Source organism: Mesorhizobium sp. M0293 (assembly GCF_040321735.1).
Lineage (GTDB): Bacteria > Pseudomonadota > Alphaproteobacteria > Rhizobiales > Rhizobiaceae > Mesorhizobium.
In genome coordinates this window covers 64,891-85,187 of sequence record NZ_JAMYSA010000014.1, presented here as the reverse complement: position 1 = coordinate 85,187, position 20,297 = coordinate 64,891, and the positions used below count along the sequence as shown (strand labels likewise).

At 63.1% G+C, this 20,297-nt stretch carries 22 protein-coding genes and 1 tRNA gene; 9 read left to right on the top strand and 14 right to left on the bottom strand.

Features of this window, described 5'->3' with window-relative positions:
• Positions 1-437, top strand: a 437-nt coding sequence (locus NKJ06_RS08410; protein ID WP_352809616.1) for a DNA alkylation repair protein, incomplete at its 5' end; no start/stop codon positions are given.
• Positions 438-496: 59 nt separating this feature from the next.
• Here the strand turns inward: NKJ06_RS08410 and NKJ06_RS08405 are convergent.
• Positions 497-1,852 carry a DUF7986 domain-containing protein gene (locus NKJ06_RS08405; RefSeq protein WP_352627741.1) on the bottom strand — a complete coding sequence of 452 codons (1,356 nt, stop codon included), beginning with the start codon at positions 1,850-1,852 and terminating at the stop codon, positions 497-499.
• Between the two features lie 308 nt (positions 1,853-2,160).
• Between NKJ06_RS08405 and NKJ06_RS08400 the strand changes: the two genes are divergently transcribed.
• The gene (locus NKJ06_RS08400) at positions 2,161-2,727 is read left to right on the top strand and encodes a DUF3299 domain-containing protein (protein ID WP_352627742.1); all 567 of its coding nucleotides are present in this window, start codon (positions 2,161-2,163) and stop codon (positions 2,725-2,727) included.
• Positions 2,728-2,755: 28 nt separating this feature from the next.
• Here the strand turns inward: NKJ06_RS08400 and NKJ06_RS08395 are convergent, their stop codons facing one another.
• The 4 genes from NKJ06_RS08395 to NKJ06_RS08380 form a co-directional block, all read right to left on the bottom strand.
• Positions 2,756-3,247, bottom strand: coding sequence for an Lrp/AsnC family transcriptional regulator (locus NKJ06_RS08395; RefSeq protein ID WP_006205209.1), 492 nt, complete (start codon positions 3,245-3,247; stop codon positions 2,756-2,758).
• 107 nt (positions 3,248-3,354) lie between these two features.
• Positions 3,355-3,972 (bottom strand): uracil-DNA glycosylase family protein, encoded by a 618-nt coding sequence (locus tag NKJ06_RS08390; RefSeq protein ID WP_352627743.1) that lies wholly within the window; start codon positions 3,970-3,972, stop codon positions 3,355-3,357.
• A 1-nt stretch (position 3,973) separates the two neighbouring features.
• Positions 3,974-4,585: a glutathione S-transferase gene (locus tag NKJ06_RS08385; protein WP_352809615.1), complete on the bottom strand. Its 612-nt coding sequence runs from the start codon at positions 4,583-4,585 to the stop codon at positions 3,974-3,976.
• Positions 4,586-4,628: 43 nt separating this feature from the next.
• Positions 4,629-5,249 carry a thermonuclease family protein gene (locus NKJ06_RS08380; RefSeq protein WP_352627745.1) on the bottom strand — a complete coding sequence of 207 codons (621 nt, stop codon included), beginning with the start codon at positions 5,247-5,249 and terminating at the stop codon, positions 4,629-4,631.
• A gap of 75 nt (positions 5,250-5,324) precedes the next feature.
• On the opposite strand from NKJ06_RS08380, the gene NKJ06_RS08375 reads away from it, so the two are divergent.
• Together NKJ06_RS08375 and NKJ06_RS08370 are read left to right on the top strand one after the other, a co-directional pair.
• Complete coding sequence (locus tag NKJ06_RS08375) at positions 5,325-6,845, top strand: sensor histidine kinase (RefSeq protein ID WP_352627746.1); 1,521 nt, start codon at positions 5,325-5,327, stop codon at positions 6,843-6,845.
• Positions 6,846-6,895: 50 nt separating this feature from the next.
• Complete coding sequence (locus NKJ06_RS08370; RefSeq protein ID WP_352627747.1) at positions 6,896-7,426, top strand: GNAT family N-acetyltransferase; 531 nt, start codon at positions 6,896-6,898, stop codon at positions 7,424-7,426.
• Between the two features lie 11 nt (positions 7,427-7,437).
• On the opposite strand, the gene NKJ06_RS08365 is transcribed toward NKJ06_RS08370, so the two are convergent.
• On the bottom strand, positions 7,438-8,436 hold the full coding sequence (locus tag NKJ06_RS08365) for a nicotinate-nucleotide--dimethylbenzimidazole phosphoribosyltransferase (protein WP_352627932.1): 999 nt from the start codon (positions 8,434-8,436) through the stop codon (positions 7,438-7,440).
• A 197-nt stretch (positions 8,437-8,633) separates the two neighbouring features.
• Between NKJ06_RS08365 and NKJ06_RS08360 the strand changes: the two genes are divergently transcribed.
• Positions 8,634-8,867 carry a DUF1289 domain-containing protein gene (locus NKJ06_RS08360; RefSeq protein WP_352627748.1) on the top strand — a complete coding sequence of 78 codons (234 nt, stop codon included), beginning with the start codon at positions 8,634-8,636 and terminating at the stop codon, positions 8,865-8,867.
• A 7-nt stretch (positions 8,868-8,874) separates the two neighbouring features.
• Positions 8,875-9,579, top strand: a complete 705-nt coding sequence (locus NKJ06_RS08355) for a TIGR02281 family clan AA aspartic protease (RefSeq protein ID WP_352627749.1) — start codon at positions 8,875-8,877, stop codon at positions 9,577-9,579.
• 16 nt (positions 9,580-9,595) lie between these two features.
• On the opposite strand, the gene dusA is transcribed toward NKJ06_RS08355, so the two are convergent.
• Positions 9,596-10,594 (bottom strand): tRNA dihydrouridine(20/20a) synthase DusA, encoded by a 999-nt coding sequence (gene dusA, locus NKJ06_RS08350; RefSeq protein ID WP_352809614.1) that lies wholly within the window; start codon positions 10,592-10,594, stop codon positions 9,596-9,598.
• Positions 10,595-10,709: 115 nt separating this feature from the next.
• Between dusA and NKJ06_RS08345 the strand changes: the two genes are divergently transcribed.
• Together NKJ06_RS08345 and NKJ06_RS08340 are read left to right on the top strand one after the other, a co-directional pair.
• Entirely contained in the window at positions 10,710-11,771 is a 1,062-nt protein-coding gene (locus NKJ06_RS08345) for a tyrosine-type recombinase/integrase (protein ID WP_352809612.1), read from the top strand.
• Positions 11,772-11,801: 30 nt separating this feature from the next.
• Positions 11,802-11,871, top strand: a tRNA-Ser gene (locus NKJ06_RS08340).
• 76 nt (positions 11,872-11,947) lie between these two features.
• Here the strand turns inward: NKJ06_RS08340 and NKJ06_RS08335 are convergent.
• Genes NKJ06_RS08335 through NKJ06_RS08320 form a run of 4 tightly spaced genes read right to left on the bottom strand, consistent with a single transcriptional unit; the run spans position 11,948 to position 15,880 of the window.
• Positions 11,948-13,129 carry a hypothetical protein gene (locus tag NKJ06_RS08335; protein ID WP_352809611.1) on the bottom strand — a complete coding sequence of 394 codons (1,182 nt, stop codon included), beginning with the start codon at positions 13,127-13,129 and terminating at the stop codon, positions 11,948-11,950.
• 30 nt (positions 13,130-13,159) lie between these two features.
• Positions 13,160-14,170, bottom strand: a complete 1,011-nt coding sequence (locus NKJ06_RS08330) for a succinylglutamate desuccinylase/aspartoacylase family protein (protein WP_352809610.1) — start codon at positions 14,168-14,170, stop codon at positions 13,160-13,162.
• 2 nt (positions 14,171-14,172) lie between these two features.
• Positions 14,173-14,517, bottom strand: coding sequence for a RidA family protein (locus NKJ06_RS08325; protein ID WP_352809609.1), 345 nt, complete (start codon positions 14,515-14,517; stop codon positions 14,173-14,175).
• Between the two features lie 37 nt (positions 14,518-14,554).
• Entirely contained in the window at positions 14,555-15,880 is a 1,326-nt protein-coding gene (locus tag NKJ06_RS08320) for an alanine racemase (RefSeq protein WP_352809608.1), read from the bottom strand.
• Positions 15,881-15,951: 71 nt separating this feature from the next.
• Between NKJ06_RS08320 and NKJ06_RS08315 the strand changes: the two genes are divergently transcribed.
• On the top strand, positions 15,952-16,893 hold the full coding sequence (locus NKJ06_RS08315) for an amidohydrolase family protein (RefSeq protein WP_352809607.1): 942 nt from the start codon (positions 15,952-15,954) through the stop codon (positions 16,891-16,893).
• On the opposite strand, the gene NKJ06_RS08310 is transcribed toward NKJ06_RS08315, so the two are convergent.
• Genes NKJ06_RS08310 through NKJ06_RS08300 form a run of 3 tightly spaced genes read right to left on the bottom strand, consistent with a single transcriptional unit; the run spans position 16,867 to position 20,296 of the window.
• Positions 16,867-17,838: an ABC transporter permease gene (locus NKJ06_RS08310; RefSeq protein ID WP_352809606.1), complete on the bottom strand. Its 972-nt coding sequence runs from the start codon at positions 17,836-17,838 to the stop codon at positions 16,867-16,869. The two genes, NKJ06_RS08315 and NKJ06_RS08310, sit on opposite strands and share 27 nt — an antisense overlap.
• The gene (locus tag NKJ06_RS08305; protein WP_352809605.1) at positions 17,835-18,800 is read right to left on the bottom strand and encodes an ABC transporter permease; all 966 of its coding nucleotides are present in this window, start codon (positions 18,798-18,800) and stop codon (positions 17,835-17,837) included. Before NKJ06_RS08305 ends, NKJ06_RS08310 begins: the two co-directional genes overlap by 4 nt.
• Positions 18,797-20,296, bottom strand: a complete 1,500-nt coding sequence (locus NKJ06_RS08300; RefSeq protein WP_352809603.1) for a sugar ABC transporter ATP-binding protein — start codon at positions 20,294-20,296, stop codon at positions 18,797-18,799. The genes NKJ06_RS08305 and NKJ06_RS08300 overlap by 4 nt, the downstream gene beginning before the upstream one ends.
• Between the last annotated feature and the right edge of the window lies 1 nt (position 20,297).

Genomic DNA, 20,297 nt, shown 5'->3' with positions numbered 1-20,297 from the left:
ATGCAAGAAGATGGTCGGCGTCTTTTGATTCCTGGGATAGCGTCTCCGGCTGCTCCGTCCTCTTCGTCGACACCGACGCCTGGAAGGAACTGATCGAGGAGTTCGCGGCGGACGAACGCGAGTTCGTTCGACGCACGGCCTTTGCCATGATGGCCTGGTCTGTCGTTCACCGGAAGAAAGAACCGGAGACAAGCTTCCTCGACTTCCTGCCGATCATCGAAGCGCATGCCACCGACAGCCGCAATTTCGTGAAGAAAGCCGTGAACTGGGCGCTTCGATCGATCGGCAAACGATCGATGGCTATGCATGGCGCCGCGCTTGCCGTCGCCGAACGACTGGCGCAGTCGACCGATAGGACCGCGCGCTGGATCGGCAAGGACGCTGTCAACGAACTTTCCAATGCCAAGACGCTCGAGCGGATCGCCAAGAAAGGCTGACGCGTGGCGCGATCGACTCGCGCCAACGGTGCATCGATGGATGAGCACATAGCAGCGCACTATTGACGCAGGTCCTGAAGGCCGAGCTCTTTCCAAATCCATTCAAAACTATAGGTGGCCATCGGATTGACAGGGTCTGGTTGTTTGGCTGTCTGGTTTTCGAGATACTTCAGCCAATCGGCGACCTTCAGGCGGCCGGCCGGGGTTTTGGCGGCCTGACGCGGTGTTTTGTTCCCCAACATTGCGACGGGCTGATCAAGAGTTTCCAGATAATGCCGATCCAAGAACTCGTGAACACCCTGTTCGGCGATTTCAGGTGGCGCACTCGATGACGGCGTTTCGACATGCTTGCCAGATCGTTCGGCCAACATCTGCTCGACAGTGCGGATTTCAGTGAGGGGGGTCCGCGCTAGATCGCCGAGGGCTTGGCGAACCAAGGCCGTCCCTCTTGCAGCTCGCTCTGCGGAATTGGTGGACAGATGGAGGAAGGGCCCCTTCAGTTCGGCATTGCCCAGCACACACGAACCGCTATCCGCCGTGGTGTCGATTGTAGGCGCCTTCGCCGCTTTTGGCTTGTCTCTGCCTTGTGGTGTCTCTTCCAGCCAGTTCCAGAAGTTCGCGTTTTCCTGTGACATGCCCCGAATGGTGTTCAATCGAGAAGCAATCTCTTCCGGCGCCACGCCCGATGCCAAGGGAAAGCGGACATCATGGAATACGATGTCGTCGCCATCGCTATTTCGCAGCGTCGGCCTCTCCATCATCCTATTGAGGGTGTCAAACAACCATGACAGTGTGAACATGGATGCCGCCGCCTGCAGCTCTTCATTCCTCAACGCGGGCAGCTTCTTTGCATTTCTTTTCCCGAACGCGCCGCGCAGTCCGTCGAACAGTGCTTCCGTAGCCTGCGGCGTGAACGGCAAGACACCGCCCGCAAGGACGTTTTTGCCCATGACCGGCACGACCCGTGCAGCGATCTTATCCCACTGTTTCAACATCTTCGTGGCGGTGCCCTCGCTAACGTTGATAGGTTCACCTCCGCGGATAAGGTCACGCGCCGCAAGTGATTGTCCAGGCACGACGTTGCTTACTTCATACAGGCTCATGACGGAGGTCCGTAACGCCATCATATAAGCTTTGGATTGTGCATTTTCCTTCCAGCCTCTACGCTTGACATAGTCATCGACGATGTTGCCGGGTTCACCCTCGAAGTCCAGGCTCAGAAAGTCCTCGAAGGCGCAGCCCCAAACGGTCATCGCCCAAACCTCGCCGAGGATTTCGGTGAGGTCTTCGAAATCCATGTCGTAGGCTTCGAGAACTGGGCCGAAATGATCGTCAAGCACCTCTTCGAAACATTCGCGCCATTGCTCACGGGTAAGGAATTTCATCAGCCCCTTGAGATCATCGCTGGCTGGCATGATACTTCTCCATGTTCTGGCGAGGTCCGTGGACACGGACGCGGCCGGTTCGCATCCTATGGCCGATCGATTTTCTGCTCCACAGTCGCGACCGGGCAAGCCATTTTCGGCTCTTTCCCAAGCATTTATTCGTGTCCAGTTTCACGCGAGGTCGCTGACAAGCGCGCTACCCCACAACGGCGATCGAATTGCGCGCAAGAGCGAAAGTGTGGATTGATGGCACAGCCGGATCTGGCATCTGCAAATATGCGCTCGAATCACGACGGTTTGACTCGATCCGGGCAGCAGCTTGGCGAAGAATGGAGCCCATGAACAATCGCCTCAAATCAGTTGCGGTCCTGGCTGCGGCATTTGCTGTTTCCATCGGTGATGCCTCGGCGGAGACCGCGCACATATTCTGGAAGGATCTGCGCCCCGCTGCGCAAGCGGCCGCTGAAAACGTCGGGTTGCCGATGATCGCCGCAAAATTGCCGGATCACGGCGAGACGCTATCCCTCGATCTGCAGGACAAAAGCATTCAGTTGGCCGGCTACGCATTGCCCGTCGATCGCGACGGCGACCTTGTCTATCAGTTCCTGCTGGTGCCGTGGACGGGTGCGTGCAGCCACATGCCGACGCCGCCGCCCAACCAAATCGTTCTGGTCACGCCTTCTCGCCCCTACAAGATGTCGGAGGCCTATCAGCCGGTCGCTGTCACCGGCGCGATGAAGCCGGACATGGAGAAGAGCCAGCTGTTCATCCTCGATGGCGTCAGCGTCATCCAGTCGGGATACAGCGTCCGCAAGGCAGAGGTGATGGCCGTCGACAGCGTGCCGGACGCCGTCACGCTGCCAGTAAACTCGCCCTGGAGTTTCCTCAACAAAAAGAAGAACTAAGCGGGACAACCTTGCGCGATGATCAAGCTCAAGCTGCGTTGGCGCCCGACTCCTTGTCCAGCACCATGTAGTCAAGCGGGATTTCGGTGGTGTACTTGATCTGCTCCATGGCGAATGACGACGACACGTCGCGAATCTCGATCTTGGCGATCAGTCGCTTGTAGAAGGCGTCATAGGCGGCAATGTCGGGCACCACGACGCGCAGGAGATAATCGACGTCGCCGCTCATGCGGTAGAACTCGACCACCTCGGGAAACTCCTGGATGACTTCCGAGAAGCGCCTCAGCCACTCATGGCTATGCGAATTGGTGCGGATCGACACGAAGACGGTGACGCGCACATTGACCTTTTCATGGTCGAGAATGGCGACGCGCCGCTTGATGACGCCCTCCTCCTCGAGCTTCTGGATGCGCCGCCAGCAAGGCGTCGTCGACAGCCCGACTTTCTTGGCGACGTCGGCGACCGCGAGTGTCGCGTCCTCCTGCAAAAGGCGGAGAATTTTTCTATCAAGGCGGTCCATTTTTGTCCCTCGGGGAATAGATTGGCTATAGTCCCCCTTATTTCGACCTTTCACAAGAAAGAAATTCTGCCAATTGATGGAAAAGCGAGTGATTTCTTGCTGAAAGATCAACCGAGGCGATAGCGGATTTCCGATCTCAGGAATGGCAGCAAATCCATTTCAAACCATGGATTCTTCTTCAGCCAGCCGCTGTTGCGCCACGACGGATGCGGCAGCGGCAGCACCTTGCGGCCAACGGAATTCTCCCAGATGGCGCGCCAATCCATCACCGTTTCCGTCAACGAGGGCCGGCGCGCGGCACCCATGTGCCAGGACTGCGCATAGCTGCCAATCGTCAGCACCAGATCGATCCGTGGCATTAGAGCCATCAAAGGCGTGCGCCAGGCCGGCGCGCATTCGCGCCTCGGCGGCAGGTCTCCACCCTTGGCGTCCTGACCGGGAAAGCAAAAGCCCATCGGCACGATAGCGAATTTTTCGATGTCGTAGAATTCGTCGCTCGTCACGCCCAGCCAGCTGCGCAGGCGGTCGCCGGAGGCATCGGTGAACGGCATACCCGACAGATGCACCTTGGTCCCCGGCGCCTGGCTGGCGATCAGGATACGGGCGCTGGACGATGGCCGCAGCACCGGCCGCGGTTCATGCGGCAATGGCTTGCCGACGGGGTTTTCCACGCAGATGCGGCAAGCGCGAACCGTGGCGGTGAAGCTGTCGAGTTCGGCGGTCATGTCAGGCTGATGCGCGCGGTCGGCTGGAGACGGCCTGGTGCCAGCGCAACACATTTGCGCATTCATCCGGCACCTTGATGCGTGCCGGCTTCATGAAGTCGACGGCGATCAGGCCGGTGATGTCGGCGATCGAATAGCTGTCGCCGGCGATAAACTCCCGGCTGCCCAGTTCGCCGTCCAGCAGCCTGAGGAACTGCACAGCCTTCGGCTTGTTGGCCTCGCCCCATTCGGGGATCTGCGGGATTTCCCATTCCTTCATGGCCGGATGGATGTGGCGAAACGCCTGCGTGACGCAGCTGAGCAAGTTGAACTCCATTCGTCGCTGCCACATCTCGACCTGCGCCTTGCCGAGTGCGCCACGGCCGAACAGGGCTGGTTCGGGATGCAGTTCCTCGAAATAGCGGCAGATGGCGACGGATTCGGTGATGATGGTGCCGTCGTCCAGCTCCAGCACCGGCAGGCGTTGCAAAGGATTGCGAGAGCTGATCGCCTGTTGCCTGTGCTCGAGAGCACCCATGTCGACGGCTACCTGCGGAACCGTGATGCCTTTTTCGGCGAGGAAAACGCGGACCCGTCGTGGATTGGGCGCCCGGCCACCGTCGAAGAGCTTCATCTCCATCCTCCCATTCGTTCGCGGTCCAATTACACGATGCGGATCACCAGAAGCGAAAAATCTCGCGCGCGGCATCGCCGATCGACGCCAGTGTGCCATGTTTTCTCTCGACGACTTCGCCGTGGTGGCTGTCGCGCCATTCCTGCGGCTGGTCGAACGTACCTGCCCAGATACCGGTTTTTCCCGCATGGGCAGTGGCTTCCTCGTTCTCGAAGTCGCCATAGGCAACCGCCCATCCCGCTTCGACCTGCGCCCGATTGAGATCCTTGCCGCCGGCGGTGCAATTGCCGAGAAGCCGGCCATAGCGGTCACGCTGCCAGCCGGTACAGGAGACGGGCTGGCCGCCGATCAGGCGCACCAGCGACTGGCGCGCAAGCGTGCCGCAGGGATAATCGGCGCCGTTCCTGCGGCAGGTCTGCGTATATTCCGGAGCATCGATGCCGCGCAAGCGGATGCGCTCGGCACCAAGCGTGATCGAATCGCCGTCGTTGATGATTGCCACGCCTTGCGTCTTGCGTGTCTCCACCCGGTCGAGGCGGGCCGCCAGCAGGATCAGCAACCCGAGAATGATGACGGTAAGTCCGTAATCCACCAGCCTGCGCCACAGACTTCTGGGTGGCGCGACGTATCGCCGGCGCGGCCTCGGCGACCAGGATCGGCTCATATGGCAAACGGTTGGTTAATCATTCGAACGTAGCTTAACACTTGGAAACCGCTGCTCGCATAAATTGAAGTTTTGATGCCCTTGCAACGCTCGAACACAGCGGACAAGTTCATTGTGGACCGCAGGAAACCTCATCGCAACAACGATGTGGCGCGCGCGGTGCGCAAGACGCGTGACCGTCTTTCGCAGCAGGCCGGCAATCCCGATTTCGATCGCGAATTGCTGAAGCTCCATGCCCGCGCAATGACAAGCGGCGCCATCGCCATCCCGCTTCTCATCCTGGTGATCGCGGCTGCCGGCCGGCTAGCCGGCGTCGGCAACGAGGTCGGGCTCTGGGCGCTGTTCACGCTGACCTGCTACACCATCGTCGCCTTCATGGCGCGGCGCATCGAGCGAACGGAAGCTTCCGAGCTTAACCCTTTGCAAACACGACGGGAATTCCTGATCGGACACTTCCTTTGCGGCCTCGGCTGGGCTTGGTTCGTCTGGCTTGGCTGCGGCGCCTGCGAGGTCGACCAATTCCAGTTGGTCAAGGCGGTGGTGCTGCTGTTCGCCATGGCGGCGACCGCGGTGATGACTTCGTCCCTGCGCGGAGCGCTGTTGGCGACGTTTGCAGCTCCCGCGGCGCTCTACGCCTATGTTGGGTTCAAGCTATGGATGCCGGTTGAGGCGATCATGGCCGGGCTGCTTGTCGTGTCGCTGCCCTTCTTCGCCTATGTAGCCCGCCATCTCAACCGCTCGTCCCTCATGATGCTGTCGTTCCGCTCCGAAAAGGATGCGTTGGTCGCCGAACTGGAGACGGCGAAATCGATGTCGGACGAGGCGCGGCGCCGGGCGGAAGATGCCAATCTGGCGAAGTCGCGGTTCCTCGCCTCGATGAGCCACGAACTGCGCACGCCGCTCAACGCCATTCTCGGTTTTTCCGAGGTGATGTCGAACGAGGTGCTCGGGCCGATGAGCAATCCCACCTACCGCGACTACGCCCACGACGTGCACGAATCTGGCCAGCATCTTCTCGACCTGATCAACGAGATCCTCGACCTGTCGCGCATCGAGGCCGGCCGCTACCAGCTCAATGAAGAGCCGGTTATGCTGCTGAGCATCGTCGAGGATTGCTGTCACATGATGGAGCTGAGGGCGCGCAACAAGGATATCCGCGTCGTCCAGGATTTCGAGCATCAATTACCGCGCATGTTCGCCGATGAGCGGGCGGTGCGGCAGATCACGCTCAACCTTCTGTCGAATGCCATCAAGTTCACCGCCACCGGAGGCGAAATCCGTGTCCGCGTCGGCTGGACGGCGGGGGGCGGACAGTACATTTCGATCAAGGACAATGGACCGGGCATACCGGAAGACGAGATCCCTATCGTGCTTTCCGCCTTCGGCCAGGGCTCGATCGCCATCAAGAGCGCCGAGCAAGGCACCGGACTTGGCCTGCCGATCGTGCAAGGGCTGCTCGCCATGCATGGCGGCGAGTTCGAACTTCATTCCAAGCTGCGCGAAGGGACAGAGGCGATCGCCATCTTCCCGCTGAGCCGGGTGATGGAGGAACTGCCCGCGCTGCCGACCGCGGCGGTAGCAGCTCGGCGGCGATAAGCGCCCCGTCGACCTGGGTCGATGGTCAATAAGAAGGACGGCACTCCACAATGGCGGCAGATGACTGGCATGCCGGTGGTGTCGAGATCAACTCAGAGCGCCTTCGCTTAAAGCCGTTTACAGCCGACGATGCCGAAGACCTCTTTGTCGCCATCACTCCCGCCATCACCCGTTTCATGCAGTGGGAACCACCTCAATCACTTGCGGCCTTTGCCGAGGTATGGCGATCCTGGCTGGCGCCAATCCATGACGGTTCGGACTTGCACTTTGTTGTGCGTGCATTGGCAGACGATCGCTGCCTGGGGCTTGTCGGCCTTCATGCGGCGAAGACCGTGTGTCCCGAGCTCGGGATCTGGATTAGAGAAGACGCTCAAGGAAACGGCATTGGTAGGGAGGCAATTGCTGCTGTTGCTGAGTGGGCCGCCGAGACACTCGAACCGGACTGCTTCGAATATCCGGTTGCCGAAAGGAACGTGGCCAGTAGAAGAATAGCGGAACGCCTCGGCGGCGTCATAATCGGCAGCCGCTCCAACCCAAAATATACCGCTGTCGTCTACCGCATTCCCAATCTCCGGCGCTGATCGTCAAGACTCTAGCCGCGCACCGCAGCAGCCATGCCCGAACTGGTCAGCGCGGCGGCTTTGACCAGACCCGCGGCAAGGGCCGCCCCTGCCCCTTCGCCATGGCTGATGCCCAAATCAAGCAATGGGCGCAGGGCGAGGCGTTCGGCGGTGCGGGCGTGTGCGGGCTCTGGCGACAGGCTGGCGAGCAGGCAATGGTCGAGCGCGGCGGGGTTGGCGGCATGCAGCACCGCTGCGGCGGCCGTTGCGGCGAGCCCGTCGAGCAGCACTGGGATCTTCTGCATCCGCGCGGCAAGGATGGCGCCAGCAATCGCCGCGAACTCACGGCCACCGACCCGGCGCAGCGCCTCGAGCGGGTCGCCGAGGTGGCCGGCGTGAAAGGCCAGCGCCGCATCGACCACGTCTGCCTTGCGTGCCTGCATCGCCGCATCGGCGCCCGACCCAGTGCCGACCCAGTCGACGCCCCTGCCCCCGAACAGCGCCGCAAACAGGGCTGCAGCAACGGTGGAGTTGCCGACGCCGAGATCGCCGAGGCACAGCAGATCGGTACCACCAGCGATCGCTTCCATGCCGAAGGCCATGGTGGCGGCACAGCCGCGCTCGTCGAATGCGGCATGACAGGTGATGTCGGCGGTCGGAATGTGCAGGGCAAGATCGAAAACCTTCAGCCCGAGATCGTTGGCAATGCAGATCTGGTTGATCGCAGCACCTCCGGCCGCGCAAAGCTCGACCGCATTGGCGGTCGCCGCTACCGGCCGTGGCGAAATGCCGTGCCTGACAACACCGTGATTACCGGCAAAGACCGCCATCAGCGGTCTTGTCACTGCGGGAGGAGCTCGCCCGCTCCAAGCGGCCAGCCACGCGGCGATGTCCTCGATGCGGCCAAGCGAATTGCCTGATTTGTCGGCCTTGGCAAACAGCGTGCGCACACGGGCCTCGGCTGTCGTGTCGGCCGCCGGCAGATTGGCCAGCAGGTTGCGAAAATCGTCAAAAGGCAGCGCGCTGGTCATCTCGTTGGCTATCATTCCCTGGAGTAGGTGAGCGGCATAGCCGCCTTGCGTCGTGGGCACAACCTCTTGGATCATGGTCCTGCATTTGGCGCAAAGCTGGCCGCGAACGGCGCAATCGCGAGGGCTTGCATTGGCTTTGCCGTTGCACCATGTGGAGATGGAACAAGGGGTTCCGGCTGGAAACCCAAGAGAAAGTCATGACGGCCATCGAATCCCCGTGCATCCTGGTCTGTTCGATCGACATGAAAACCGGCTTCTGTTTCGGGTGCGGTCGCACGCGCGAGGAAATCGGTACATGGATCGGAATGACGCCGGAAACGCGCCGCAGCGTCATGGCCGAATTGCCGGCTCGGCTGGAAACGGTCGAACGCCGGCCGCGCCGGGAAACGCGTCGCACCCGCATGGCGCGCGAACGCGACGCGCTTTCGTGAGGCGCAGATGAGCCGGTTGTTCTGGATATTGATGGCCGCGATCGGGGTGGGAGCAGTCCTGCTCATGCTCAACGATTCCGCCGGCAGCACGCTCGGCGTCGAGAACTACGATTTCAGCCGGCTGATCTGGCTCGGCGCCTTCGGCGCCCTCATCGGCGCCGGTCTGCTTCGCTCGGGCCGCCCTCTGGGCGCCATGGCTCGCAACCTCGGCGCCTGGGCGGCCATCGTGCTCGCGCTGATCGCCGGCTATCAATATCGCTATGAGCTGCAGGATGTCGCCAGCCGCGTGACCGCGGGCCTTGTTCCCGGCAGCCCGCTTGCGCTCGGCGTCGAAGACGGTCACGCCACGGTGACGCTCGACAAGGCGGACAACGGCCACTTCGAAGCGCGCATCCTGATCAACGGCAACCCGGTCCGAGCCGTGGTGGATACCGGCGCGACCAGCACCGTGCTGACGTCCGAAGACGCGCAAGCCGCCGGATTCAATCCAGCGGCGCTCAACTACACCATACCGGTTTCGACCGCCAACGGCGTGGCGCGCGCCGCGGCCGTGAAAACCGATCAGCTGGCTATCGGCGGTATCGTCCGCAGGAACATGCCGGTGATGATCGCTGCACCCGGCATGCTCAGCCAGAGCCTGCTCGGCATGAACTTCATCGGCTCGCTCTCGGGTTTCGACGTGCGCGGCGACCGCATGATCCTCAGAGACTGAACTCCGGCTCCTAGACTCAGGCCGCTTCGGCCGCCACTCCACTGAACTCGACTGCAGCGAAAGCCGTCTTCAGCACGTCTGGTCCGGCGCCGGGCCGGGTCGCGTCGGTGGACAGGATCTGGCGGTAGCGGCGCGCGCCGGGCAAGCCATGGAACAGGCCGACCATATGACGGGTGACATGGCCAAGCCGCCCGCCCTGCTCGATATGGCGTGCCGCATAGTCCGCCATGACATCGATCAGCGCGGCGAAATCGAACGCTTCGGACTTGGCGCCGTAGAAGGCGGCATCGACGCCGGCCAGAATGCCGGGCGTATGATAGGCGGCGCGGCCAAGCATGGCGCCGTCGACATGATCGAGATGCGCCCGCGCCTCCTCAACGGACTGAATGCCGCCGTTGATACCAATGAATTCATTGTGTTTTTTGGCCTTGAGCCGATAGACCCTGTCATAGTCGAGCGGCGGGATGTCGCGGTTTTCCTTGGGACTGAGCCCTTCGAGCCACGCTTTGCGCGCATGCACCCAAAGCGCGTCGGCGCCGGCATCGAAAACACCATCCGCCAGCGCATCGAGGGCCGGCTCCGGATCCTGCTCGTCGACGCCGATGCGGCATTTGACGGTGACAGGGATATTCACCGCCGCTTTCATCGCCGCGACGCAGCCGGCGACGAGGTCAGGCACCTTCATCAGGCAGGCGCCGAACGTACCCGACTGAACACGGTCCGATGGACAGCCGACATTGAGGTTGATCTCGTCGTAGCCAAAGGCCTCGCCGACGCGCGCCGCTTCGGCAAGCTTTTGCGGATCGGAGCCGCCGAGCTGCAGGGCAACCGGATGTTCCGCCACATCGAAGCCAAGCAGCCGCTCGCGCGCACCATGGATGACGGCGTCGGCCACCACCATTTCGGTGTAGAGCAGCGCATGGCTCGTCAACTGGCGATGGAAGAACCGGCAATGCCGGTCCGTCCAGTCCATCATGGGCGCCACGGCCAGTCTATGATCTTGATTTTTCAGCATTTTTTCTTTAACATCAAATCGTTAGAACCTGCCGCGTGCACACGAATTTACGCCAGGATACGACCCTTTTCGCCACGTTTCGATCTCTCAGTGCACACGGAGCGCACACGAAAAAATGGCTACCTACACAAAGCTCTCGTCCGGTTCCTGGCGCGTCCAAGTCCGTCGTAAAGGTCGCTACGTCAGCGAGACCTTCCTGCGCAGAGACGACGCACGGCGCTGGGCGACCGAAACCGAGCGCCAAGTCGATCGCGGTGAGACGCCGACCAAGTCCCGTATAGCGCGCCTGAAAACTTTCGGCGAACTCATCGACCTTCATATCGACGACATGTGCGATGTAGGCAAGTCCCCTCGCCGCTCCAAGGCCGCAGCGCTCGATATGCTCCAGAGACATCTGGGGAAGTGCAACATTGCAGCCCTCGATCGCGAGCGGCTCATTCGTTTTGGTCGCGACCGGGCCGCCCAAGGCGCCGGACCGATGACTCTCGGTATCGACATAGGCTTTGTAAAACTCATTCTGGCTCATGCCGCTGCGGTTCACGGCCTGCCCGTCAAGGTCGAACCGGTTGATCTCGCGCGTATCGCGCTAAAAAGGCTTGGCCTCCTTGGGAAAGGCCATCAGCGCGACAGGCGGCCGACGCAGGATGAACTCGACAGGCTCATCGGTCACTTCGATGCAAACCCTCGTCAAATTGCACCGGTTAGCCAGATCATACGTTTCGCCGTCGCAACCGCGATGCGCCAGGAGGAAATCTGCAAGGCACGTTGGTCCGATTTGGAAACTCGCACGCGGATGCTTCTCATCCGTGACCGGAAAGACCCGCGGAACAAGAGCGGCAACAATCAGCGTATACCGCTGTTCGCAGCGACCGGTTACGACGCGTGGACCATTGTTGAGGAGCAGCGCGCCAAGCGAAGCAACGACGATGATCGAATTTTCCCATTCAATCACAGGTCAGTCGGCACCGCCTTCCGCCGAGGGTGCGGTGACCTGGGCATTCACGACCTTCATTTTCATGATTTGCGGCACGAAGGCACGAGCCGCCTTTTTGAGGCTGGATTCACGATTGAACAGGTTGCCCTAGTTACTGGGCACAAGGACTGGAAAATGCTGAAACGGTATACGCACCTTAAACCCGAGGCGCTCCACGCGGTGCTGGCGAACCGTGCTGCCTAACGCGATGGCCGCTTCCATGTTCGGATTGCGGCGGTAGCCGAAAGTTCAAATCAGACTACGAATCTGAGGGTCAGGAGTTAGAAGCTCTTCGGGCGCGCCATTCCATCTAATTGACCCGGCCCTATTTCCACGAGGATTTCAGATGCCTCGTGGCCGACGAGCATTGGCCCGCTGGCTCAAGACTGCCGAACAGCACCGATCCAGTCGAGCCGCGCGGCGGGAATGAGGCCGTAATTATAAAAATTGATGCCGTCGACACCGAGCGCCAGCGCCGGCTTGACGTTGGCTGCGAGCACTTCGGGGCTGGCCATTTCCGGATAGAACAGCCGGTAGCCGGTGCCGAGGAATTTGTCCGCGCCCAGTGCCGCACGGCCGGCCTCCATCAGGCTGGCGACATCGCCGGCCTGCATGTCGTAGGCGCACAGGATCGCCCCGTCGCAGACCTTGCCCAGCGCTGCCAGATCGCAACCGCCAAGCCAGCCGTCTTTCAGATCGATGATGACGACCCGCGTCGTGGGATCGGCGACCTCGCGCAGTTCGGCGACCAGGCTGGTCACTGGCTCGAATCGCCACAAGAGATAGGTATGGAGCTCCGGCCACGGCGCAAAGGCGTCGAGGCCGCTGGCGGGAAAATCGGGAAAGCGCCGCTCAGGCACCGCACGCTCGCAGGTCTCGACGATCCATTGCCTGGTGAGCTTGCGCGCCCCCTCGCCATCGATGCCGGCTTTTGCCGCACGGGCGACGCAGGACGGACAGAAGCACAGCGACAAAAGAAAATCGTCTTCCGGCGTCAGGCCAACACCGTCCTTCTCGTGATGGTATTCATGGGCAAAGCCCATGAAGGACGGGCTTTCAAGTTCTATCCGGTCCGGCCGGTAGCTGTGCGAGATATCGGCGATCAGCGCGCGGACATAGGCGCGCGCATCGGGATGCGACGGGCAGAGACTGTAGTAGTTGGCATCGCCGAAGGCGTTGCGGGTGACGGCCTGCGGATGCAGCATGCCCAGGCGGGTGTTGTGCAAACAGACCGTCCAGCACGAAACGCCAAGCCCGCCCGCGTCGCGCCGGCGGATAAGCTGACCGAGCACGTCGCCGCCCTCGGTGATCACGTGAGCCACCTTGGGCTGGATGGCGAGACTTCCCCAGCGCGCCGCGGTCGGCTTGAAATAGATGGTGCCGTCCTCAGGGAAATAGGCCTTGCGGCGCGGGCTGCGCGGCTGCAGGAAGCGCCCGGCATGATAGGATGTCGCCAGGCTGATCATGTTGAGCCCGGCGCGCTCGACAAGATCACGTTCGACCGTCTCCAGGCCGAGATCCTGGATGTCCCAGGGATAGGTCCACATCGACAGTTGCTGCATGGAATATCCTCTGCCTGATCCTGTTTTGGCTCAGCCGTCGACCGGCTCTGCGACTTGCATCAGGCAGTCGCCCGCCTCGCACATCGTGTGCAGCCGGCGCGACAGCACGAAGCCGCTTTCGGCGAAATGCAGCGCCTCCTCAGCCAGGTCGAGCTGTTCGAGATCGTGATACCAGCCGGCCAATTCACCGGCGCTGACATTATCACCCAGCCTGACGGCGGGCTCGAACCAGCCACGGCGAGTGGCGTAGAGGCCCTGGCTGTGCCGGGACAGCGACAACAGCCGCGTCGGCGCCGCGGGCTCGGCCTTCGGCGCCAGGACCGGCGCCTCGACGATGCCCGACGCCACCATCAGGCTGTCGAGCGCTCGGGCGGTGATAGCCATCGAATCGACCGTGGCGGTGCCGCCGCCGCCGAACTCACCGCTGACGCCGATGGCGCCGGCGCGACGGGCTGCGCCCATCGAGGTCGGTGAAGCCTGACCGTTGTCGGCCACGAACCCGTACGGCATCCCGAGCGCGCGCATCAGCTCCACCCCCCGCTTGTGGCGCTCGGGATCGGCATTGCGCTCGACCAGTGCTGTCGGCAAGTGCTCCATCGACGTGCCGCCGGAATGGATGTCGAAGATGACGTCATGGCGGGGGAACAATTCGGTCTCAAGAAAATTGGCGAGACGGCTGGTCGGCGTGCCCGAGGGGTCGCCAGGAAAGGCCCGGTTGAGATTGCCGCCATCGAGCGGCGAGCAGCGCTTGGCGGCCATCACCGCGGGGGCGTTGGCCATCGGCATGATGGTGATGCGACCCTTGATCCGCTTCGGATCGAGCCGGCGCACCAGTTTTGCCAGCGACAGTTCGCCCTCATATTCGTCGCCGTGATTGCCGGCCATCAGAAGCAGCGACGGGCCGTCGCCATTGCGGATGAGGCAGATCGGCACCTTGACCTGAAAGTAGGGCGAGCGGTCGATCGAGAACGGAATGCTGAGATGGCTGAGCTTCTTGCCGTCGTGGTCGAAGTCTAGCGTGTGGGCGAGGCCGGTGTGCATGGTCAGACCGCCGCGACCGCGGTGATTTCGATGCGCAAGTCGGGATCGGCAAGACGTGCCTCGACGCAGGCCCGCGCCGGTAGGCGCTGCGGATCGACCCAGGCATCGTAGATGCTGTTCATGGCCTCGAAATCACCGATGTGCGGCAGGAAGATGTTGACCGCCACCAGCTTCGACTTGCTGCTGCCGGCCTCGACCAGCAGCGCCTCGACCTTGGCCAGTACGTCGCTGGTCTGGCTCTCGATGCCGGCCTTGCGGTCATTGGCCACCTGGCCGGCTATGTGAACGAGGCCGCCATAGACGACCGCCTGCGACATGCGCGAGCCGGACTGAAAATACTTGATCATATCGGATCCTTTCGAGGTTCTCTTTTTGGGGATCTGGTCAGCCGAACCAGGTGGGAAAGGCGTGGCGGACGTGGCCGGTCGCGTCGACGCCGAAGATTACGCGATAACGGTCGAGGCAGGTGCAGGGATGCGAGATGCCGAATTCGACGACGTCGCCGACGGCGATGTCGTCGCTCGGCGCAATCGACAGGAAGGCATGCTGATCGTTGAGCTTGACCACCTCGGCGCGCGCGGCGGGCATCGGCAATGGGTTGCCGGCGCGGAAGACCGTGAGCAGCATTGGAAAGCCCTGGTCGAACGACACGTCACGCATGCCCATGCCGCAGATGACGAGGCCGGGCTCCGGCTGCGACAGCACTTCGGCCCACAACCGCAGCACGGGGCGAAACGAATGCCGCGCCGAAGCTGTGATGCCGCCTATGGCAAAACCCTTGCGGGCATCGAGTGCGCCGAGAGAGCGATCATAGGTGCCATGGTCGTGGAAGAAGATGGCACCGCTGCGCAGCACCAGCGTCGCATTGCCGTCGCCGAAAACCACGGGCGAAAGTGCCGCGACCACTTTGTCAAAGAAGACCGAGCCGCCGGCGGTGACGATCAGCGGCGCATCGCCGCCGACGCGGGCGCGCAACCGCAGGAACATGTCGGCGGTCATTGCCAGCAGGGCTGATATCACTTCGTCGGTGCGGCCAGGCTCGAGTTGCGCCGCCGCCCCTTCATAGGTCGCAACGCCGGCGATCAGCAGTCGCCCGCGGGCAGCTGTGATCGCATCGGCGACGGCCTCGGCTTGTGCGGTGGTGCGAGCACCCGCCCTGCCCGCACCAAGTTCGACCAGCACGCGCAACGGCGGCAGCGCCGCATTGGCGCGCCAAGCCTCGGCAAGCGCGTTCACGGCGTCGACCGAGTCGGCAAAGACATAGAACTCGGCATCCGGCCAGGCACCAGCAAGCACGGCCAGCCGGTTGGCGCCGCCGGCCCCGCCAACCTCATTGGCGATGATCAGCCGTGTCAGGCCGGCCTTGAGCATCACTGTCGCCTGCCTGATGTCGGCGACGGTGGTGCCCCATGCTCCGGCCTCGACCAGCGATCGGGCAAGGTCGGGCGCCATCGGTGTCTTGGCATGCGGTGCGATCGCAACATTGTGTTCGCGCGCATAGCGCAGGATCAGGTCGCGGTTGGCGGCGAAGGTCGTCTCGTCGAGGGTCAGCACCGGCAACGCCATGCGTCCCTCGGCCGGATGCCAGTGCTCGCCTGCGACGAGGCTGCTGTCCAGCCCGGAGGTGCCGGGAGGTACCCCGCGGATGCGGTCGTCGAGCCGAAAATTTTCGCGCACCGAAAGCGGTGGGGGCGATGAGTTTTCAGTCATCCGATGCTAACCCTTTCACCGTCGCAGAACCAAGCCGGCAATCGATGCCGGCCACAGCATGAGAGAGACGCGTGCCAGAACCTTACGCCGGACCGATCATCGACGCCCATCATCATCTCTGGGATCTCGGCTTGGGACGGCATCCCTGGCTGGCCGCCACGGCCGGCGAGCGCGGCGGCCTGGGCGAGCTTGGCCCGCTGCGCCAAAATTATCTTCCCGAGAACTATGCGCGAGACTCCGGCAAGCACGATGTCGTCGCCACCGTGCATGTTGAAGCCGGCTGGGCGAGCGACGACTGCATCAGTGAAACACGCTGGCTGGAGACGCTCGACAAATCGCGGGGCGTCGCCGCGCGCTATGTCATTCAGGTGCCGCTTGCCGATCGCCAGGCGCCGGCGCTGATCGAAGCGCAAGCCGCGTTCGAGCGTGTCGTCGGCGTGCGCGATATATTGAGCTGGGATCCCGACCCTGCCCGCCGCTTTGCGGCCCGTGACGGCATCATGGACGATCCGGCCTGGCGCGACGGGCTTGCCTTGCTTGGCCAGCATCGGCTGGCCTTCGACCTGATGGTGTTTCCGCGCCAGCTCGCCGGCGCGGCTCGCCTTGCGGCTGCCTTCCCCGATCAGCAATTCGTGCTCAACCATTGCGGCAGTCCGATCGACCGCGACGCCGACGGCATGCAGAGATGGCGCGACGGGCTGCGGCTTCTGTCGCAATGCGACAACGTCGCCATCAAGATATCGGACCTGGTCGCCTACGATCATGACTGGACGCTCGACAGTCTGAAGCCCGTCGTCCTGCATTGTATCGATTGTTTCGGCACCGGTCGCGCCATGTTCGGCAGCGACTTTCCGGTCGCCGGTCTGCATGCCTCGTTCGATGACATATATGACGGCTTCAAAACCATCACAGCGGACCTTTCCGCGGACGAGCAGACGGCGCTGTTCTTCGGCAACGCAAGGCGCATCTACCGGCTGGACGATGTGTCATCGGCGGGCCTGCTCCCGGCCTGAGAGCAGCAGCAGGCCAAGGATCAGCGAGCCGAACAGGATGCTGCGCCAGCCGGGCGATGCGTTGACCACGGTGATCAGCGCGGTGATGGTGACCAGCAAGATGGCGCCGGGGATGGTGCCGGCATAGGTGCCGAGCCCGCCGAGGATCGAGGTGCCGCCGAGCACCACGGCGGCGATCGAGGCGAGCAGATAGGGATCACCGATGCCGACATAGCCCTGTCCGTTCATGCCCAACACGAGCACGCCGGCAAGTCCCGAGCAGAAGCCGCTGATACCGTAGACCGCAAGCGTCGTGGACGTGACCGGAACACCGGACAGCGCCGCGGCAAGCGGATTGGCGCCCATGGCGAAGATCCGGGCGCCGAGCGATGTGGCGTGCATCGTGGTCAACACGATCACGGAGACGACCACCCACAACAGAACGCCAGCCGGAATGCCGGCCGGCCGGCCATTGCCGAGCCAGTGGACCAGCGGGTTCTCGGCGGTCACGGCGCTGCCGCCGGCGATGATAATCAGCAGGCCCTGCAGGAACGTCGCCATGGCCAGGGTCATGATCATCGGGTGGACGCGCAGCAGCGCGACGCCGAGCCCATTGACCAGGCCGATTGCCGTGGTCAGCACCAGAACGGCAAGGATGGCGGTGAGGCCGGTCGGATCCGCCTGCCACGACAGCAGCGGCAGGCTGACGGCGCGGACCGTGACGATGGCCGCAACCGAACGATCGATGCCGCCGGCGATCACCACAAAAGTCTGGCCCGCGGCAACCAGGCCGATGACGGCGCCGAGCTCGACCAGATAGCGCAAATGGCCATAGGCGCCGAAGCCGCGCGAAACGAAGCTCGCCACGATCCAGACCGCGGCAACGATGGCAATTGTCAGGAACGGCCGGCTGCGCAGGACTGCCAAGGCGCGTTTACCGCCTGCGCTCTCTTTCCAAGCCGTCATTGCTGTACCTTGCGAAATTGCGGGATGGCGACCGCCCCGATGATGATCAGGCCCTGGGCGACATACTGGGCGACAGGCGTGAAGCCGAGGAAGAACATTACACTGATCATCAGGCTGAGCAGCAGGCTACCGGCAAGCGCGCCGCGCATCGTGCCCTGGCCGCCAAGGAAGCCGATGCCGCCGAGCACGGCGGCAGCGATGGAGTTGAGCGTGAAGGCGGCGCCGATGACCGGGTCGCCCGAACCCGTCTGCGCGGCGACGAACAGGCCGGCACCGGTGGAGAGCAGGCCGCTGATCGCGTAGGCGGCGATGCGCGCGCCATCGACCGGCACGCCGGAGCGATAGGCGCCAACCGGATTCTCGCCGGCGGCATAGAGGCTCAAACCAAGCGGCGTGGCGAGATAGAGCTTCCACAGCAAAACGATGAGCACCAGAAGCACAAAGGCTGCAGGCGTGTTGCCGGCAAGCAGATCGGACAGCCACGCCGGAATGGCGCCGCCGGGCCGCGGCAGGATGAGCAGTGCCGCGCCGCCGATGATGAACGAACCGGCAAGCGTCACCACGATCGCCGGCAGGCGAAGCCGCACCACGATGAAGCCGGTTGCCGCCCCTATGCCGAGACCGGTCAGCGCCACCGCGGCAGTGCCGCCGGCGACGCCGAGCGGCCCGGCCATCGTCGTCGCGGCGATGACCGCGCCGAGGCTGACCGTCGCGCCGATGGCCAGGCTGATGCCGCCGGTGAGCATCAGGATCGCCTGCGCCATGGCGACCAGCGCCAACGGAAACCAACTCTGGGTGAATTTGGCGAAGCCGGAGGCTGTGAACAGGCCGGGAAAGAGAACGCCATAGGCGACGAGAAACACCAGGACGACGGCAAACAGGCTGCGCACGCCGACATTGCGGCGCAGTTGCACGGGCCAGTAGAGCGCGCCAGTCTGGCTTGGGGAAAGAGATGTGTTCATGCCGCGACCTTCCGCTGTTCCGCACCCATGGCAGCGGAGACGATGGCTTCCTCGCTGAGCGCCCCGCGCGCCAGCATGGCGACGATGCGGCCTTCACGGACAACGGCGACACGGTCGCAAAGGTGCACCAGTTCGGGCGTGTCGGAACTGAGCAGAACCACCGCTTTTCCGGCGGCGGCGAAGTTGCGCAGCATCATGTAGATCTCACGCTTGGTTTCGACATCGACGCCGCGCGTCGGATCGTTGAGCAGAAGCACCAGCGGGTCGTGCGGCATCCATTTGGCCAGCGCCACCTTTTGCTGGTTGCCACCCGACAGGGCCTGCGCCGCCCGGGTGAGGTCGCCCTTGATGCCGAGCTGGACGGCAAGACCTTTGGCCGTCTCGCGCTCGGCGCGGCGGCTGCGCAGCTTCAGCGCCGGCAGCCTGGCGAAGGCGGGCAGCATCATGTTGGTGATGATGGGATGGATCAGGTGCAAGCCTTCTCGCTTGCGGTCGGCTGGCACGTAAGCAAGGCCTGCCGCATTGGCTTTCGGCACGCCGCCTGGCAGGCCGGCGGTGCCGTTGACGGTCGCCGATGCCGTCCGGGCCGGGATGGCACCGTAGAGGCCGAGCAGCAGATCTTCCTGCCCCTGCCCGACTAGGCCGCCAATGCCGAGCACCTCGCCCGTTTTGATGTCAAGATCGACGTCATGCATCAGGCCGGCGGCAAATTTGCGGACAGAGATGGCGTCGGCAGGTGTGGCCGAAGGCTGCCATTGTGGGAAGAGATCACCGGGGTCGCGACCGACCATCAGCCGCACCAGTCCGGCGGCATCGGTTCCTTCCAGGGTGCAGTCGGCCGTGCAGGCGCCGTCCTTCAGAACCGTGACATGCTGGCACAGTTTCATGACTTCGTTGAGCCGGTGCGAGATGTAGAGAATTGCGATGCCTTCGCTGCGCAACTTCTCCAGCAGATCGGTCAGGATTTTCGTTTCGGTTGCCGACAGCGACGAGGTCGGCTCGTCAAGAATGAGCACGCGCGGCCGGCGGTAGAGCGCCTTGGCGATTTCCACCATCTGCCGGCGGCCGAGCGACAGATGCCCGACCGGCGTCGACAGCGGTTCGTACAGACCGACAAGGTCGCAAGCGGCCCTCGCTCGGGCGGCGAGTTCGCGGTAGTCGACCAGGCCGAACCGCCTGGGATAGGCGCCGAGGCCGATGTTTTCGGCGATGGAAAGGCTGGCCGTCAGGCTGAGTTCCTGCTGGACGACGGCGATCCCGGCCTGCCGCGCAACAGCCGGGGTCATGCGCGAGACCGCGCGTCCATCGACCTCGATGGTCCCGCCATCCGGGCGTAGCGCGCCGGACAGCAGGTTGATCAGCGTCGACTTTCCCGCGCCGTTCTCGCCGAGCAGCGCATGCACGCGGCCCGGCTGGAGAGCGATGGAAACGTCGCGCAGGACGGGGTTGCCGAAGAAAGACTTCGACACCCCCTGCGCCGCGAGCAGCGGAGCCATG